Genomic DNA, 17604 nt, shown 5'->3' with positions numbered 1-17604 from the left:
GATAAGGAGGAAAGATATGGAGCAGTATACTTCGGCTATGCCTCATGGAAGTGAAATTAGCCGCACAGCCGAGCAGCATAGAGAGCAGCTGATTGTAGAACAGCATGGGCAAAACTCAAATGCACAACAGCAGGAGCTGTCATTTTCCCTCTATTACCGGGGAAGTCTGTCTTCGTGCAATTATGCCTGTCCATACTGCCCATTCAGCAAGACGGTAGACAGCCGGGAGACGCTGCAGAGGGATCGTGAGCAGCTGGAACGCTTTGTGCAGTGGGTTCACGAGCAGGAAAGGGAACAGCATCGACTGTCCATCTTTTTCAATCCGTACGGAGAAGGACTGGTACACGGTTGGTACCGCCGGGCGATGGTAGAGCTGTCGCATCTGCCGCATGTGGACAAAGTGGCGATCCAGACCAATCTGTCGGTCAAACTGGACTGGACGGCTGAACTGAACCGTGACAAAGCGGCTTTTTGGGCGACATATCATCCGGGACAGACAAGCGAGGATTTTTTTGTGCGTCAAGGAATGCAGCTGCATGAGCAGGGCCTTGCTTTCAGTGCAGGAGTTGTCGGTCTGCGCGAAGCCTTTCCGGCGATCCGTTCGCTGCGGGCGCGTCTGCCGGAGGATGTATATGTATGGATCAATGCGTTCAAAGACCGCCCGGCGTATTATCGTCCGGAAGAAGTAGCCGAGCTGCAGCAGATTGATCCATATTTTGAATATAATCTGCGCGATTATGACAGCCTGGGACAATCCTGTCTGGCCGGGCAGAATGTTTTTTATATACAGGGCAATGGTATGGTAAAGCGCTGCTATCAGGACAAGCGGGTGATCGGCAATATCTACCGGCGCAGTCTAAGGGATATTGCTGTCGTGCGTCCCTGCGCAATGAAGCAGTGCGGCTGCTATATCGGCTACATTCATATGCCGGATCAGCCGTTCGCGAAACTTTATGGTAAACGTATATTGGAGCGGATTCCGGCTGGCTATGTATAATGCTTCAGCCTACAAGACCAGACAGAGCCTGGTCGAGCAGGATTAGCCTTCTGATTCAAAGTAATCATATTCTTTATAGTGTGCAAAGGCACTTCTTGCGATACGCAGCTGTTCAGGTTTATCCCTGGCATCGCTGCTGGCAGGAAGTGCCTTTTTATTTACATATCCTGATTTACTTAGGAAAAAAAGTATGATAGCTTAGTGATAATGATTATCATTTTCAGGTTATTATAAAATCGGTGTCGCTTACAATAATGTGCGACTGTCCTGCATAATGAATCGTCCCCATGAAGAAAGGAGAGTTCAACACATGACCAAGACTACAGTACACAGCACCCGCTCCCGTTCTCTGCAAGGAGGTACATCCAAAAGGACGCTGACAGAAATCCGTTCCTTTATGGAGCAGCATTATAACGAGCCAATCTCGATCCAGCAGCTCGCCGATATGGCGAATCTCAGTCCCAAGTACTTCGTCGATCTGTTCAAAAAAACATTCCAGCAAAGTGCGATGGACTATCTAACTGATATACGTATCGCTCATGCCAAGCGTTGTCTGACCGAGACCGGTAAAAGGCTGAGGGATATCGCGATCAGTATAGGTTACAGTGACGAATTTTATTTCAGCCGCAAATTCAAAAAGGAAGTCGGTGTGTCACCGTCCGAATATGCCAAAAATACACGTAAAGTCGTAGCAGCCTGCTGCGCGCCGATTACCGGCTATCTGCTGGCTCTACATATTATTCCGGCTGCCGCTCCGCTCGATCCCAAATGGACAGCCTACTACTATAATGCGTATCGCAGTGGTATCCGTACTCCGCTCAAGCTTTGCGATCCGTATACCTCGCTATCTTTTGAAGCTAATGTAGAGCGATTGATCCGTACAAGGCCCGATATGATCATCGGTACAGACCGGATGGATCCGGCAGATCAGCAAAGGCTGCAGGCTATTGCTCCATCCCTGTTCGTAGCTGCCGGTGAAATGAACTGGCAGGAGCAGCTGCGTATAATCGGCAGCTTTGTTGGTCGGGAAGAACAGGCGGAGAGCTGGATTAGCCGCTATCAACAGCGGGTACAGCTGGCGCGTGAACGAATTCATCCGGCTGTAGGCAGTGACCGTCTGCTTGTGCTGCGCATTTATGGAGAGCAGATGTACAGATACAGCAACCGAGGACTGGATGAAGTGCTTTACGAGGATCTTCAGCTCCGTCCGGCTTGTCCAGAGACTGGCCATCGGCATCTGCCGGTAACCCTGCGCGAACTGGAAGAGATGAATCCGGAGCGGATTCTGGTTACTGTCTGTCCGGAATCCGGCTCACGGGCCAGCTGGCTGGCACTGCAGTATTCCGAAGGCTGGAAACGACTGCATGCAGTACGCAATCTGCAGGTATCCTCTATCTCTTCCGATCCATGGTGCGAATATTCGGCGCTGGCGATCATGCGGATGCTGGATGAAGCGGAACTGCTATTTACCGGAAATTGTCCAAACTCCCTGCAGGATACTGTCCATGGTCACTGGCAGGTAAAGTAACTATACTTTTTTAAATGAGAACTATTATCAGAGGAGTGGATATCCATTATGAATAGGCACCATCAAGCCGCCCATCCAAAATCAAATCGCCGGCAGCGTCTTTATTCCATGGCAATACTTGTTCTGATCGGTTGCATCCTGCTGATGGCAGGATGCGGATCGCCAGCAGCCCATTCCGGATCAGCAGCAGGATCAGAGAAAGAAGCCGCCGCTCAGGCACCACCCGCTTCAGCCGGTGAACAGACCGTTACAGACGAGCAGGGACATCAGCTTACGATTCCGGCTGCGCCCCAGCGCGTATTTGCACCATATCTGGAAGATTCCCTACTGACACTGGGCGTAACGCCTGTTGCCCAATGGTCGGCTGGTCAGGAAGGGCAACCCTATCTCGCCGATCAGCTCAAAGATGTGCCGAAGCTGGACTTTTCCTCCGGTCTACCGTCACCTGAAGTGGTTATGAACTACAAGCCGGATCTGATCATTTTACATACCTCTCATTATGCAGAAAAAGGCGTCTACGAGAGTTATTCCAAAATTGCACCGGTGTATGTGTTCAATAATGCTTCCGGCAATCCGGAAAAATCTCTGCAGACTATCGCTGGTTTGCTCGGCAAGCAAGAGCAAGCCAAGCAGGCGATCCAGCAGTATGAAGCCAAGCTGGCCGCTGCCAAAGCCCAATTGAAGTCCGTAACCGATGCCGGACGCAAAGCGGCCATTATCCGCTTTGCTCCGCGTGGTGTTACCTTGATGAGTCCGGATTATTTTAGCGGCTATGTGGTATACAAGCAGCTGGGACTTGGTGAGCCGGCATTGGTACAGCAAGACAGCAAGGCGATGATTGCAACCGAATCGCTGGCAGATATCGATGCGGATTACATTTTCACGGTAGATGTATCCAGCCAGGGTACGAACAGTATACAGGAAATGACATCCAGTGAAGTATGGAAGTCCATGCCGGCTGTCCAAGCAGGTCATGTGTATAAAGCGGATGCTTCTTACTGGCTGGGCAGTGGATTGATTGCATTCGGCAAAGTGGTGGACGATGTGGTAGCAGCGATTGGTCAGTAAGCTGGAATGTATTGTAGTCATCTACAATAATACGATTTGCTTATAACCGAAGGTGTTGGATTTCGGCTGATTTATAACAATCAACTGCTTATAATATGGAAAAATATGTAAATAAACTCCCGTGGTATTATCCTGTTTTACGATTATCAGTAAGTCATTCAATCCCCTACGGATCTATACAGACTCTGGTCAAATCCAAGTGTTGTAAGAGCTGAAGGGGATTTTTCTATGCCCATTATTCTTATCCAAATCTGGATATATGACAAAGAAATTCTGGATTTGGTCCATGGCGATCATGGAGGGGTTCGATATAATTGGTAATGATAATCAGTATCAATTAATAAACAAGAAAGAAGGAACGGTATGACCCTCGACAATATGGAACAGCCGATTACCGAAGCTGTCAGTCAAAGGATTGAAGTTCCACAATCCAGACAGTGGCAGATGAAATCGGCAGTCGGTGATTGTATATATCAAATTATGGTCTATACGCCCACCGGTGCTCCACCAGCGGCAGGCTACCCGGTCATTTATCTACTGGATGGCAATTCGGTATTCGCTACAGTAGTGGATGCAATGCGGATGCAGACACGCCGACCGGATAAAACAGGCGTCATACCGGCTGTTATCGTCGGTATCGGATACGAGACGAGTGAGCCTTTTTCGGCCAGTCGCTATTACGATTATACGCCCCGTGCAACGAGTGAATACCGGCAGCGTCCAGATGGTACGCCTATTCCCGAGCAGGGAGGAGCCGATCAGTTTCTGACATTTCTGGAACAGGAGCTGAAGCCGGCTATCGAAGCCGAGCTGCCGATCAACCGTCGTCGGCAGGCAGTATTCGGGCATTCGCTTGGCGGGCTGTTTGTTCTGCATACGCTGTTTACCCAGCCGGAGGCTTTTCAATATTATATCGCTGGCAGTCCGTCGATTCATTGGAATCATCAGCTGCTGGATGAAGAGGAGCAGCGTTTTGTTGCCCATTGTCAAAGCGGCAAAGTGACAGCCGAACATCTCGCGCTGCTGATCGGGATGGGCGAGCTGGAGCGAACACATACGGCTCGCAATAACGAACGCTCCGAACAGCTTATCGAGCGGCTGTCCGTACTGAAAACGATCGGTATGCAAATGGAGTATCGCGAGTACAGGGACGAGAATCATCTGTCGGTCGTACCGATCCTGATTAGCCGTGCGCTGCGATTTGCCCTGCATCCGTAGATATAAAGCTTTATATAGCCCATCGATAACGGCATAGACTTTGGATCATAAACAATACATCAAGAAATAATCATACCAATACTATTTATGAACCGGCGAATGCTAGTTCATCATCATACAGTCAAGGAGCATAACAATGACATTTACAGGAATAGAAGGCAAAGTGGCACTTGTCACCGGCGCCGCCCAAGGGATTGGAGAAGCGGTCGTACGCTCTCTGCTCCAGCATGGCGCTATCGTGGCAGCTGCCGACCGCAATGCCGCGGGTGTACAGGCACTTGCGGATGAATACGGAGATGCGCAGCGAATCCGAGCGTATGCACTGGATGTAAGTAACCGCGAAGAGGCAGAACATGTTGTACAGGCTGCCGAACAGCAGCTGGGGCCTATCGATATTCTCGTCAATGTCGCCGGTATCCTGCGGATGGGAACAGTAGAATCCCTGAGCGATGAAGACTGGCAGGCGACATTTGCTGTTAACACTTCCGGTGTATTTCATATGTGCCGGGCGGTGATCGGCTCCATGGCAGCGAGGGAATCCGGCTGTATTATTACGGTCAGCTCCAATGCTGCTGGTGTGCCGCGTACCCGAATGTCAGCTTATGCAGCTTCCAAGGCGGCAGCTACCATGTTCACCAAATGTCTGGGATTGGAATATGCGAGAAAGCATATCCGCTGCAATGTAGTAGCTCCTGGCTCAACCGATACGGAGATGCAGCGGATGATGTGGACTCAGGGCAGTAATATCGATACGGTCATCCAGGGCTCGCCGGATACTTTTCGACTGGGTATTCCGCTTGGCAAAATCGCCGTTGCACAGGATGCAGCGAATGCGGTCCTGTTTCTGGCTTCTGATCAGGCAGGGCATATTACAATGCAGGAATTATATGTAGATGGCGGAGCGACAATGGGTGTGTAGCCCAATACGATATATCTTCTGGCATCAGACATCATTTCAGGAATAGAACGCGTGACTTGGCAACAGCATAGCCCATATCCATACAACCTATACAGCAAGAAGGAAAGGATGAACATCATGGTTACTACCAAGCAAGACACAACAGTCCCGGCTCATCAGCTGCTGGAACAATATACGGATCAGCATTGCTTTTTCTGGTCTTCTCCCTGGCATACATTGCTGGCAGAGGGAAGTTATCTTTGTTTGCCCGAGGTGGAGCAGGAGGAGCTGTCGTCCCTTTCCCATCGCGTGACTGCATTGCTACAGCAGGCTTATGATTCGGGACAGGCGCAGCCGGTGCTGGTAGGAGCGATTCCGTTTGATCCGGAGCTGTCTCCCGCCCGTCTGGTTATTCCGCAGCAGGTACAGTGGGCTGCTCCACGAACTGTCGGAGAATGGACCGGTTCTGTGCGCTCCATACTGTCTGATTATGAACTTCAGGAAGTACCGGCTGCAGAACTGTACAAGCAGGGCGTAGAGGAGGCGCTGGTTCATCTGCGTCAGGGAGATCTGGAGAAAGTCGTTTTGTCCAGATCCCTGGAGTTAACGAGTAGCGCCCCTATTCCTGTCGCTGCACTGCTGCATAATCTGGCTGCAGCGAATACACATGGGTATACCTTTGCTGTTCATATACCGCTGGAGCATGAACGACAGCTTGACTCCAATGATAGAGCTGAGGAATATCCGGTCTGGATCGGAGCAAGTCCTGAACTGCTGATTCGCAAGGAAGGAAGACGCTTCACGGCCAATCCACTAGCAGGGTCGGCCGCGCGAAGTGCAGACCCGCAGGAAGATCGCCGCCGTGCGGAAGCTTTGCTCGTCTCGGCCAAGGATCGTCATGAGCATGCCGTGGTTATCGACGCGGTTGTCGCTGCGCTGCGCCCTTATTGCGGCCAGCTGGAAGTACCGAATCAACCGTCTCTCGTACAGACAGAGACCATGTGGCATTTATCGACCGAAATCTCCGGGGTCCTGGATGATCCGTCGATTACTTCACTGGAACTGGCTGCGGCTTTGCATCCGACGCCGGCAATTTGCGGTACACCGACTGAAGCAGCGCGTGATCTGATTCGTCAGGTAGAGCCTTTTGACCGGGGAATGTTTACCGGCATGGTAGGTTGGTGCAACAAGGATGGAGATGGAGAATGGGCAGTAACGATCCGCTGCGCCGAAGTCTGTGGCCCGCGATTGCGTCTGTATGCCGGAGCTGGCATAGTCGCAGCTTCTACCGCTGAAGCGGAACTGGCCGAGACCAGTGCCAAGCTGCGCACTATGCTACGCGCGATGCGTATCGATGAAGCTTCTGCACAACCGGCAGGGAGGGAGCGGGAATGATATTACCCGGATTTACCCCTTGGCCTGAAAAGGTGGCCCAATATTATCGCGAGACCGGCTGCTGGAGTGGCGAGACCTTTGGTCAGCTGCTGCGCAGGCAGGCCCAATCGTATGGAGAACAAGTTGTGCTGGTCAGCGGAGAGCAGCGTATCACCTACGCACAGCTCGATCAGCGAGTAGATCGTCTTGCTACCGGATTGAACCGGCTGGGGATTGCTGCCGGGGACCGGGTTATTGTACAGCTGCCGAATATACCGGCATTTTTTGAAGTGATTTTTGCGCTGTTTCGTATAGGGGCGTTGCCTGTTTTTTCACTACCGCTGCATCGGCGTCAGGAAGTGATTTATTTTGCCAATTATAGCGAAGCGAAAGCTTATATTATTCCCGATATCGAGGCAGGCTATGATTATCGTACACTGGCGGCTGAAGTGAAAGCTGAAGCACCGGGATTACGGCATATTATTGTAGCGGGTGAGCCGGGAGAATATATGGCTCTGGAGGATCTGTACGAGGATTTGGTAGAGCTTCCGCAGGAACCGGTGGCGAGCGATGTGGCCTTTTTGCAGCTGTCCGGCGGCAGTACAGGACTATCCAAGCTGATTCCTCGTACCCATGATGATTATATGTATAGTCTGCGAGCCAGCGTGGAAGTATGCCAGCTGGATGAGCACAGTGTATATCTGGCGGTTCTGCCGGTAGCCCATAATTATCCGCTTAGTTCTCCCGGTGTGCTCGGGACGATCTATGCGGGCGGACAGATCGTTCTGGCACGAAGCGGCAGCCCGGATGAAGCTTTTGCCCTGATCGACAAGGAAAAGGTCACTATTACAGCGCTTGTTCCTCCGTTAGCACTGGTATGGCTGGAAGCAGCGGTATCGCGGAATGTACATCTGGACTCGCTGCAGGTACTGCAGGTCGGCGGAGCCAAACTGGGTGCCGAAGCGGCTCGTCGGGTGAAGCCGGTACTGGGCTGCCAGCTGCAGCAGGTATTCGGGATGGCCGAAGGTCTGGTGAACTATACACGTCTGGATGATCCCGAAGAGATCATTGTCGAGACACAGGGCAAGCCAATGTCAGTGTATGACGAGATCCGTATCGTTGATGAGGAAGACAATGAGGTAGAGCCGGGTACAGCCGGTCATCTGCTGGCACGGGGACCTTATACCATCCGCGGCTACTACAAGGCTGACGAGCATAATGCCCGTTCCTTTACCTCTGATGGCTTTTATCGTACAGGCGATCTGGCGCGGCTGAATCCAGCCGGTTATCTGATTGTCGAAGGTCGTGCCAAAGATCAGATCAACCGCGGCGGAGACAAGGTGGCTGCCGAAGAAGTAGAGAATCATCTGCTTGCCCATCCGGCTGTGTTTGATGCCGCGCTCGTCTCTATGCCGGATATGTATTTGGGTGAGCGCTCCTGTGCCTTTATTATTGTAAGATCCGATAGGACAGAGAATGGAGCAGCTGCTGCACCTTCTGCAATGGAACTCAAAACATTTTTGCGTGAGCGTGGACTCGCTGCCTACAAAATTCCGGATCGTATTGAATTTGTAGATCATTTTCCCCAGACCGGTGTCGGCAAAGTCAGTAAAAAAGCGCTGCGTGAGCGTATTGCACAGCAGTCAGCTGTTCGATAAGCTACATCTGCGACGAAGCGATTAGAGCAGGGACGATGTAGCAGGATTGGCTTCTTCCTTTATCCCTTATCCATAACGGTCAATAACCAACCGATCGACCATCCAACTACCTATAGATCAATCTGACATGAAAGAGAGTGATAGATAATGGCTCTTCCGAAAATAGAATCTTATCCAATGCCTGGTGAAGCAGAATTTCCTGTAAACAAAGTAAACTGGACTGCCGATCCGCAGCGAGCAGTGCTGCTGATTCATGATATGCAAAACTATTTTGTAAATGCTTTTGCGGCTCGTGATCAATCGCCGATATCTGAACTGCTGGAACATACCCGTCAACTACGCGACTATTGCCACGAGCAGAGCATTCCTGTCGTATACTCCGCTCAGCCTGGCGGACAGACACCAGAGCAGCGCGGGCTGCAGCTGGACTTCTGGGGCAACGGTATCGACGGCGGACCGGATCAAAAGCGGATTGTACCCGAGCTGGAACCGGATGAGCAGGATATTCTGATGACCAAATGGCGCTACAGCGCTTTTCAGAAAACGGATCTGGCGGAGATGATGAGCCGTCAGGGACGGGATCAGCTGATGATCTGCGGAATCTACGCCCATATCGGCTGCCTGATGACTTCATGCGAAGCCTTTATGCAGGATATCCAGGCATTTCTGATTGGTGATGCAGTAGCGGATTTCTCGCAGCAAAAGCACCGGATGGCGCTGGAATATGCAGCAGAACGCTGCGCAGTTACGATAACGACAGACTGTCTGCTAAAGCAGCTGGGAGCCACTGAAGCTGTAGATGGCGTTCGAGTAGGTATGCAGACGGAATCTGCTCAGCCTCTGACAGAGGTAACGCATTCCGGGGACAATACGATGGGCACAGATTATTCTGCACCCTCATCAGGTGCATCGGAAGCTGCTGCTGTGTCGGAACAACCGGAATACACTGTGCAGCTGAACCGGATTCGTACTCAGGTTGCTGCCATGCTGGGTGAACAGCCAGAGCATATTACGGATACTGATGATCTGGTACAGCAGTGGGGGCTTGATTCCATACGCATTATGACATTGTCCGAACAATGGCGCAGAGAAGGCAGCGAAGTCAGCTTTATGGAGCTGGCGGAGCAGCCTGTACTATCGGTATGGGCCAGACTGCTGTATTCACGCAGCGAGCAGGTACTGCCTAATGGAGACTACTTGTGAAATTGATAAAAGGAGGCCATACCGTGATAACCGAAACTGTACGTACAGAGCAGCGCTGGCCTCTCTCTTCCGCGCAATCCGGGATCTGGTTCGCCCAGCAGCTGGACCCGGCCAATCCCATTTTCAATACCGGCGAGTATATAGAGATTCGCGGCTCGATAGATCCTAACTTATTCGAGCAGGCTATACAGCAGATGGTCACCGAAGCAGAGACACTGCATATGCGATTTGGCGAAGACCGGGAAGGAGTCTGGCAAATTTCCGGTCCGGTGCCGCAGCAGATTCTGCAGCGGGTAGATGTACGGACTGAGGCTAATCCTCACCAGACAGCACTGAATTGGATGAAAGCTGATATGAACCGGCCGGTAAATCTGACACAAGATCCACTATTTACCCAGGCACTGCTTCATGTAGATCATAATCATTTTTACTGGTATCAGCGTATTCATCATCTGGTGATAGATGGATATGGATTCTCTCTGCTGGCAGGCTGTGCGGCGCAACTGTATACCGCTCTGGCTGCGGGCAGGGTTCCGGGTGAATCTTCTTTTGGTCGTCTGCAGGATGTTTTGGAGGAGGACAGGGCTTACCAGCAGTCGAAACAGCGGATCAAGGATCAGAAATTCTGGCAGCAGCGCTGGCAGGATCGTCTGGATGTGGTCAGCCTGGGGAGCCGGGCACAGCGTACATCATCGTCTTTCCTGCGTTCGTCTGCCGTATGGACACCGGAACAAATGGAATCGCTGCAGCATTATGCCGATCGTCTGAATTGTAGCTGGCCCGATGTCATCATGGCTATGGTTGCTGCCTATACAAGCCGTATGACCGGGACTGCCGATGTTGTACTCGGTATGCCGGTAATGTGCCGTCTGGGTACATCCTCTCTGCGTGTGCCAGGAATGGTCATGAATCTGCTGCCACTGCGCTGTTATGCCGAGCCACAAATGAGTATACAGGAACTGACCCGGCAGATCAGCAAAGAAAGCCAGCAGATTCGCCGTCATCAGCATTATCGTCATCAGGATCTGCGCCGGGATCTTCAGCTGCTGGGTGAAAATGATCGTCTATTCGGACCGATGGTCAATATCAAGCCATTTGCCGATACATTGAACTTTGGAGGTTATCCGGGGATTGTTCACAATCTGGGGACTGGGCCGGTCGATGATTTGTCGATTCATCTGTATCGTCGTATCGATGGAGGGCTCACACTGGATCTGGATGCCAATCCGGCGATCTACAGCCCATTGGAACTGGATACCCACAGGCAGCGAATGATGCATATGCTGAATGGAATCCTACAGTCAGAATCGGAGCAGTCGATTGCGCGGCTGAATTTGTTGCTGCCTGAGGAGGAGACGCTGATACGTGAACAGTGGAATAAGCCTTCTAGCCAGAAATCTTCCCTGCCGGTAGCTGTTCAATTTGAGCAGCAGGCAGCACGCACACCCCACCAGATTGCAGTCCGCTGCGAAGAAGAGAGTATCACTTATCAGGAGATGAATCGACTGGCGAACCAGCTGGCCAGGCTGTTGATGCAATACGGTGCCTGTCCTGATCGGATTATAGCAGTGGCTTTGCCGAGAAAGGTGGCTATGGTTGCCGGTATTCTGGCTGTACACAAAACAGGAGCAGCCTACGTACCGCTGGATGCCGATTATCCTGCCGATCGTCTGAGCTATATGCTGGAGGATGCCAATCCGGTCTGCCTGTTGACTACCACAGAATTAAGATCGCGTATTCCTGCCCATTCCGGACTGCCGGTTATTGTGTTGGATGATCCAGCATTGAGAGTACAGTGGTCGGCGTTATCCAGTGATAATATACAGCCGCAAGAATATGCAGAACCTTGTTCTCCGCTGCATCCGGCTTATATTTTGTATACATCCGGCTCCACAGGCAGACCCAAAGGTGTAGCAGTTACCCGCGGCGGCTTGGAGAATCTGCTGACCGGTATGCAGGAGCGATTCCGGCTGGACAGTCATGACCGGCTGCTGGCAGTAACGACGATTGCTTTTGATATTTCCGTACTGGAAATATATCTACCGATTACGACGGGGGCGATCATGGATATTGCACGCCGGGAGACGATTCTGAATCCGGAAGCATTGCTGCGGCGCATCCATGAGCAGGATATTACGATCATGCAGGCTACACCTACACTGTGGCAGTCGATCGTATCAACAAACCCGCCGCGCGATTCTCTGCGTGGACTGCGCATTATTACCGGCGGAGAGGCATTGCCACTGCGTCTGAAGCTTGCTCTGCAGCAGCTGGGCTGTGAAGTTCATAATCAGTATGGGCCGACAGAGACGACGATTTATTCTACGGCTGCGCAGCTGGATGATTCGGATATACATAAGCCGCTGATCGGTGGTCCGGTTCGGGGAACACAACTGTATATTCTGGATGCCTCTCTGCAGCTGGTACCACCGGGAACCGCCGGAGAATTATATATTGCCGGCGATGGGCTGGCACGTGGCTATCTGGGCCGACCGGATCTGACAGCAGAACGATTCGTAGCCAATCCATATGGCGCACCGGGCAGCCGTATGTATCGCACAGGCGATCTGGCAAAATGGACGCGAAGTGGTGAAGTGGATTATCTTGGTCGCGCCGATCACCAGATCAAGATTCGCGGATTCCGCATGGAACTGGGCGAGATTGAACATGTACTGTCCAGTTATCCCGGTATTGACCAGGTAACTGTAATGGTCCGGGAAGACCAGCCCGGTATGCAGCAGCTGGTCGCTTACGCAGTTATGGATAAAACAGCTGACTCGCTGAATATAGAGCAGCTGCGTGATGATATCGCCGAGGAACTGCCGGAATATATGGTACCTGCCTTTTTTGTGCAGCTGGCGGAGATGCCGCTGACGCCCAATAAAAAGATAGACCGCCGTGCACTGCCTGCTCCGGCTATGGAGCTGACTAGTACTGTGCGTGAACCACGGACACCGCAGGAGGAGCTGTTATGTACTTTGTTTGCCGAGATTTTGCAGCTGCCTCATGCAGGCATTGACAGCGACTTTTTCCGGCTGGGTGGACATTCCCTGCTGGCAGGCCGCCTAATGATCCGTATTCGTGAAGTGTTTGGTGTAGATATGAATATCTCCAGCCTGTTCCAATCACCTACTGTTGCAGGGCTGGCTCGGCAGCTCGACTCGGCGCACGCCGCAAGACCGGCTATGTGCGCCGAGTCGAGACCGGATCGTCTGCCGCTGTCTTTTGCCCAGCAGCGACTTTGGTTCCAATACTGTCTGGATGGACCGAATCCAACATATAATATCCCGCTGGTCGCTCATCTGGAAGGGACACTTGATATAGAAGCGCTGAATAAAGCTGTACAGGATGTAGTTCGGCGGCATGAGACTCTGCGTACTATTTTTCCGCAGACAGATGGTACTTCGTATCAGCAGATTCTGGAAGATCCGCCCGCCAGTACCTTGTTGACGGTACAGGATGTTCTGCCCGGACAGCTGCCGGAATATTTATCGGAGGCTGTACGTTATAGCTTCCGGCTATCGGAGGAGCCTTCGCTGCGTGTTCAGCTTTTCCGTACCGGAGAGGATCGGTATACACTGCTACTGCTGCTTCATCATATCGCTGGAGACGGCTGGTCGCTGCATCCGCTTGCCCGTGATTTATCTGCTGCCTATACGGCTCGCTGTCAGCAGCAGGAACCTGCCTGGAAGCCGCTGTCTGTGCAGTATGCGGATTATGCCGTCTGGCAAAGTCGTTTGCTGGGTAGCGAGCAGGAGCCTGACAGTCTGCTGCATCAGCAGCTGGATTACTGGACCCGTACCCTGCGTCATTTGCCGGAGCAGCTGGAGATTCCGATGGATTATGCCAGACCTTCCGTATCCAGCTACAAAGGAGACAGCGTAGCCTTTCAATTGACAGCAGAGCTGCATCAAGAACTGCTGCAGTTGGCACGTATGCACGGAACGAGTCTGTTTATGGTATTGCAGGCGGCTCTGGCAGCCATGCTCACCCGTCTGGGTGCGGGAACAGATATACCGATCGGCAGCCCGATAGCCGGTCGCAATGATGATGCCGTCGGAAATCTGGTCGGCATGTTTATCAACACATTGGTGCTGCGAACAGATACTTCAGGCAATCCGAGCTTTGCCGAACTGCTGACACGGGTACGAGAGCGCAATCTGGAAGCCTATGAGCATCAGGATATGCCGTTTGAACGACTGGTAGAAGTATTGAACCCGGTTCGCTCGCGGTCCAGACATCCACTGTTCCAGATCATGCTGGTGCTGCAAAATACACCGGATATTCATCTGGAGCTGCCAGGATTGCAGGCACAAATGGAAATTCGCGGAGCCGGTACTTCCAAATTTGATATGACGTTTGAACTGACGGAACGTTACGGAATGGACGGTCGTGCGCTAGGGATAGATGCGATTATTGAATACAGCTGTGATTTGTTCCGCCGTGATACAGCCGAGCGGATGGCGCAGCGTTTCCGGAAAGTACTGGCTTCTGCCGTTCAGACGCCAGATTGCCCGGTAGGGCAACTGGATATTTTGCTGGATGAAGAGCGGTATGATCAAGTACATCCGTCTCTGTCTACATCCACGTCTGCTGCAGATCAATCGTCTCCTGCCATAGATCTGATGGGTCTGTTCGAACAGCAGTGCAGCCGCTATCCGCAAAACACAGCTGTCAGCTATGGAGAGGAACGCTGGACTTATACGGAACTGAATGCGCGTGCCGATCAGCTGGCACAGCTGTTGGTGAAGCATGGAGCCGGTCCGGAGCAGTTTGTCGCTCTGGCTTTGCCGCGTTCGGTCGAACTGGTCGTTGGTATTCTGGCTGTTCTCAAATCCGGTGCTGCCTATCTGCCGCTTGATCCGGCTTATCCGGCAGAGCGTCTGGCCTATATGCTGGAAGATGCTAATCCCGGCATTATCGTAACGAATGAGAATACATGCGACAAGCTTGCGCTGTCCGGTTCGCAGATCTGTATCCTACTTGATCAGGTAGATACTGTGGCACTTTTATCTGCACAGGATGTATCGCAGCATAGCCATATCAGGATCAGGTCTGATGCAGCGATGGATGCAGACCGGTCAGCCTATATGATCTATACATCGGGTTCAACCGGACGGCCCAAAGGCGTCGTTATTCCCCATCGGAATGTTATTCGGCTGTTCACAGCTACCGAAGACTGGTATGAATTCGGTCCGGAAGATACATGGACATTATTCCACTCCTATGCCTTTGATTTTTCAGTATGGGAACTGTGGGGAGCATTGCTGTATGGAGGTCATCTGGTTATCGTTCCTCATGACATTAGCCGCTCACCGGATCGGTTTTTACAGCTGTTGGTAGAAGAACAGGTGACTGTATTGAACCAGCCCCCTCTGCTTTTTACCAGTTAATGCAGGCAGATCGTGAAAAGGAAGCGCTGGGCAGGCAGCTTGCGCTTCGATATGTCATTTTCGGTGGTGAAGCGCTGGAGCTTGGACGGCTGTCGGACTGGTATGAGCGTCATGATGAAGATGCGCCGCGTCTGATCAATATGTACGGGATTACGGAGACGACGGTTCATGTCAGTTATAACGAGCTTAACCGCGAGTCGGCCGCAGCAGGAGGCAGCAGTCTGATCGGTGTACCTATTCCGGATCTGCATGTCTATGTACTGGATGAATACCTGCAACATACGCCGGCAGGAGTCGCAGGTGAAATGTATGTGGCAGGTGCCGGACTGGCACGCGGTTATTGGCAGCGTCCTGAACTGACAGCCGAGCGATTTGTCGCTGATCCATTCGGAGCGGCAGGCAGCCGGATGTACCGTACCGGTGATCTGGCTCGCCGTCTGGCTGATGGTTCACTGGATTATCTGGGTCGCGCTGATCAGCAGGTGAAAATTCGCGGGTTCCGCATTGAGCTGGGCGAGATTGAAGCTGCTCTGTCGCATCACCCGGATATTGCTCAGGTAGCTGTTATTGTGAGAGAAGATCAGCCGGGAGACCAGCGTCTGACCGCCTATATCGTTCCTGCAACTGCAGCGGAACCGGAGGTCGCCCAGTGGCGACAGCATGCAGCTGTATTTTTACCGGACTATATGGTTCCGGCAGCGTTCATCGTGCTCGCAGAGCTGCCGTTAACACCCAATGGCAAGCTGGATCGCAGGGCGCTTCCGGCGCCGGACACTTCGGCATCTGCTAGCGGTCAAGGGCCGCGTAATCCACAGGAAGAGATGCTGTGCAGTTTGTTTGCCGAGGTACTGGGACTGGAACGTGTCGGTATTGAAGACAGCTTTTTCGAGCTGGGTGGTCATTCACTGCTGGCCGTGCGGCTAATGAGCCGGATCAAGGAGGCCATGGGCTACGAACCGGGAATCGGTATTTTGTTCGAGGCACCTACGGTATCCCAGCTGGCTGCACGCCTGGATAAGGACACAGGAACCAATGCGCTGCAGGTACTACTGCCGCTTCGTCCCAATGGCAGCAAAGCGCCGCTATTCTGTATCCATCCGGCTGGCGGTCTGAGCTGGTGCTATGCAGGTCTGATGAAACATCTGGAGCCGGAGCGTCCGATTTATGGACTGCAGGCAAGAGGGATTGGCGAGACCGAGAATCTGCCAGCCAGCCTGGAAGAGATGACAGCAGACTATATTCAGCATCTTCGCATAGTACAGCCACATGGGCCTTATCATCTGCTCGGCTGGTCTCTGGGAGGCAATGTAGCGCAGGCAATGGCGGTACAGCTGCAGCGAGAAGGGCAGGAGGTAGCGCTGCTTGCTGTACTGGATGCGTACCCAAGTCATTATTTGCCAATCCGTGAAGAACAGGATGAAGAAGAGGCACTGACAGCGCTGCTCGCTCTGGGTGGTTATGATCCAGACAGCATAGGGGATGGTCCGCTGGATATGGCGCGAGCGATGGAGATTCTACGCAGTGATACCAGTGCGCTTGCGAGTCTGGATGAAGAGACAATCATGAAGCTGCGTACGACCTATGAGAATTCGGTAAGGCTGCTCAGCCAGTATGTACCGGAACTATTTGAAGGACGTATGCTGTTTTTCCGATCGACGATTATTCCGGACTGGTTTGATCCGATAGAACCGGAAATGTGGGAGCCTTATGTGGCTCATGGTCTGGAGCGGCACGATATTGCCTGTCGTCACAAGGATTTGTGCCAACCCGGTCCACTGGAAATAATCAGCGAGGTGCTGTCCGGTCGTCTGGATCGATCACACCAACAGACCATAGTACTGAATAGAGGGAGGGAACAGAATGAATAATCCATTTGAGCAGATCGATGGGCAGTATATTGTACTAATCAATGAAGAACACCAGTATTCGCTCTGGCCGGCAGCCATGGATATACCGGCAGGTTGGTCGGTCTCCTTGTCGGTTGCAGATCGGCAGACCTGCATGGATTATATTGCCGAGAACTGGCAGGATTTGAGACCGCGCAGTATCCGTCAGCAGACGGCTGTTCGTTAATATGCCAATGTCAGAGCCGATATACTACACCTCATATAGGTCGATATACTAGGCTTTTATATAGTATGTAGGGATTTTTCAGGGTATATCGAGCAAGTATATAAATGACTAATTTATGATCTACTTTTGCAAGTGTATAGTTGACGGTCTAATCAACTTTTATAAAATATGATAAAATTTAATTCCAGTAATGT

At 52.0% G+C, this 17604-nt stretch carries 9 protein-coding genes and 1 pseudogene; all 10 read left to right on the top strand.

Annotated features, from left to right (window positions below; all coding sequences use genetic code 11):
- Nucleotides 1-136: 136 nt before the first annotated feature.
- Nucleotides 137-997: an STM4011 family radical SAM protein gene (locus tag AR543_RS20305; RefSeq protein ID WP_060536862.1), complete on the top strand. Its 861-nt coding sequence runs from the start codon at nucleotides 137-139 to the stop codon at nucleotides 995-997.
- Nucleotides 998-1307: 310 nt separating this feature from the next.
- Entirely contained in the window at nucleotides 1308-2525 is a 1218-nt protein-coding gene (locus AR543_RS20300; RefSeq protein WP_060536173.1) for an ABC transporter substrate-binding protein, read from the top strand.
- A 108-nt stretch (nucleotides 2526-2633) separates the two neighbouring features.
- The gene (locus AR543_RS20295) at nucleotides 2634-3593 is read left to right on the top strand and encodes an ABC transporter substrate-binding protein (RefSeq protein ID WP_227871791.1); all 960 of its coding nucleotides are present in this window, start codon (nucleotides 2634-2636) and stop codon (nucleotides 3591-3593) included.
- A 363-nt stretch (nucleotides 3594-3956) separates the two neighbouring features.
- Nucleotides 3957-4811 (top strand): alpha/beta hydrolase, encoded by an 855-nt coding sequence (locus AR543_RS20290; protein WP_060536171.1) that lies wholly within the window; start codon nucleotides 3957-3959, stop codon nucleotides 4809-4811.
- 136 nt (nucleotides 4812-4947) lie between these two features.
- Nucleotides 4948-5730, top strand: coding sequence for a 2,3-dihydro-2,3-dihydroxybenzoate dehydrogenase (locus AR543_RS20285; protein ID WP_060536170.1), 783 nt, complete (start codon nucleotides 4948-4950; stop codon nucleotides 5728-5730).
- 117 nt (nucleotides 5731-5847) lie between these two features.
- Entirely contained in the window at nucleotides 5848-7104 is a 1257-nt protein-coding gene (dhbC, locus tag AR543_RS20280) for an isochorismate synthase DhbC (RefSeq protein ID WP_060536169.1), read from the top strand.
- The gene (locus tag AR543_RS20275) at nucleotides 7104-8741 is read left to right on the top strand and encodes a (2,3-dihydroxybenzoyl)adenylate synthase (RefSeq protein WP_060536861.1); all 1638 of its coding nucleotides are present in this window, start codon (nucleotides 7104-7106) and stop codon (nucleotides 8739-8741) included. Before dhbC ends, AR543_RS20275 begins: the two co-directional genes overlap by 1 nt.
- Before the next feature lie 147 nt (nucleotides 8742-8888).
- Nucleotides 8889-9944 (top strand): isochorismatase family protein, encoded by a 1056-nt coding sequence (locus AR543_RS20270; RefSeq protein ID WP_060536168.1) that lies wholly within the window; start codon nucleotides 8889-8891, stop codon nucleotides 9942-9944.
- A 26-nt stretch (nucleotides 9945-9970) separates the two neighbouring features.
- Nucleotides 9971-17205: pseudogene (locus AR543_RS20265) on the top strand (amino acid adenylation domain-containing protein).
- On the top strand, nucleotides 17198-17410 hold the full coding sequence (locus AR543_RS20260; RefSeq protein ID WP_060536167.1) for an MbtH family protein: 213 nt from the start codon (nucleotides 17198-17200) through the stop codon (nucleotides 17408-17410). The pseudogene AR543_RS20265 and the gene AR543_RS20260 overlap by 8 nt, the downstream one beginning before the upstream one ends.
- Nucleotides 17411-17604: the final 194 nt, after the last annotated feature.

The organism is Paenibacillus bovis, from assembly GCF_001421015.2.
Classification (GTDB): domain Bacteria; phylum Bacillota; class Bacilli; order Paenibacillales; family Paenibacillaceae; genus Saccharibacillus; species Saccharibacillus bovis.
Note: the sequence above shows the minus strand (reverse complement) of the source record. Positions and strands in the feature narration are given on the sequence as shown.

Bases quoted from the DNA above. Each gene is read 5' to 3' on its own strand.
- AR543_RS20290 (WP_060536171.1), top strand. From the start codon at position 3,957: ATGACCCTCGACAATATGGAACAGCCGATTACCGAAGCTGTCAGTCAA.
- AR543_RS20300 (WP_060536173.1), top strand. From the start codon at position 1,308: ATGACCAAGACTACAGTACACAGCACCCGCTCCCGTTCTCTGCAAGGA.
- AR543_RS20260 (WP_060536167.1), top strand. From the start codon at position 17,198: ATGAATAATCCATTTGAGCAGATCGATGGGCAGTATATTGTACTAATC.
- AR543_RS20295 (WP_227871791.1), top strand. From the start codon at position 2,634: ATGGCAATACTTGTTCTGATCGGTTGCATCCTGCTGATGGCAGGATGC.
- AR543_RS20285 (WP_060536170.1), top strand. From the start codon at position 4,948: ATGACATTTACAGGAATAGAAGGCAAAGTGGCACTTGTCACCGGCGCC.
- AR543_RS20270 (WP_060536168.1), top strand. From the start codon at position 8,889: ATGGCTCTTCCGAAAATAGAATCTTATCCAATGCCTGGTGAAGCAGAA.
- dhbC (WP_060536169.1), top strand. From the start codon at position 5,848: ATGGTTACTACCAAGCAAGACACAACAGTCCCGGCTCATCAGCTGCTG.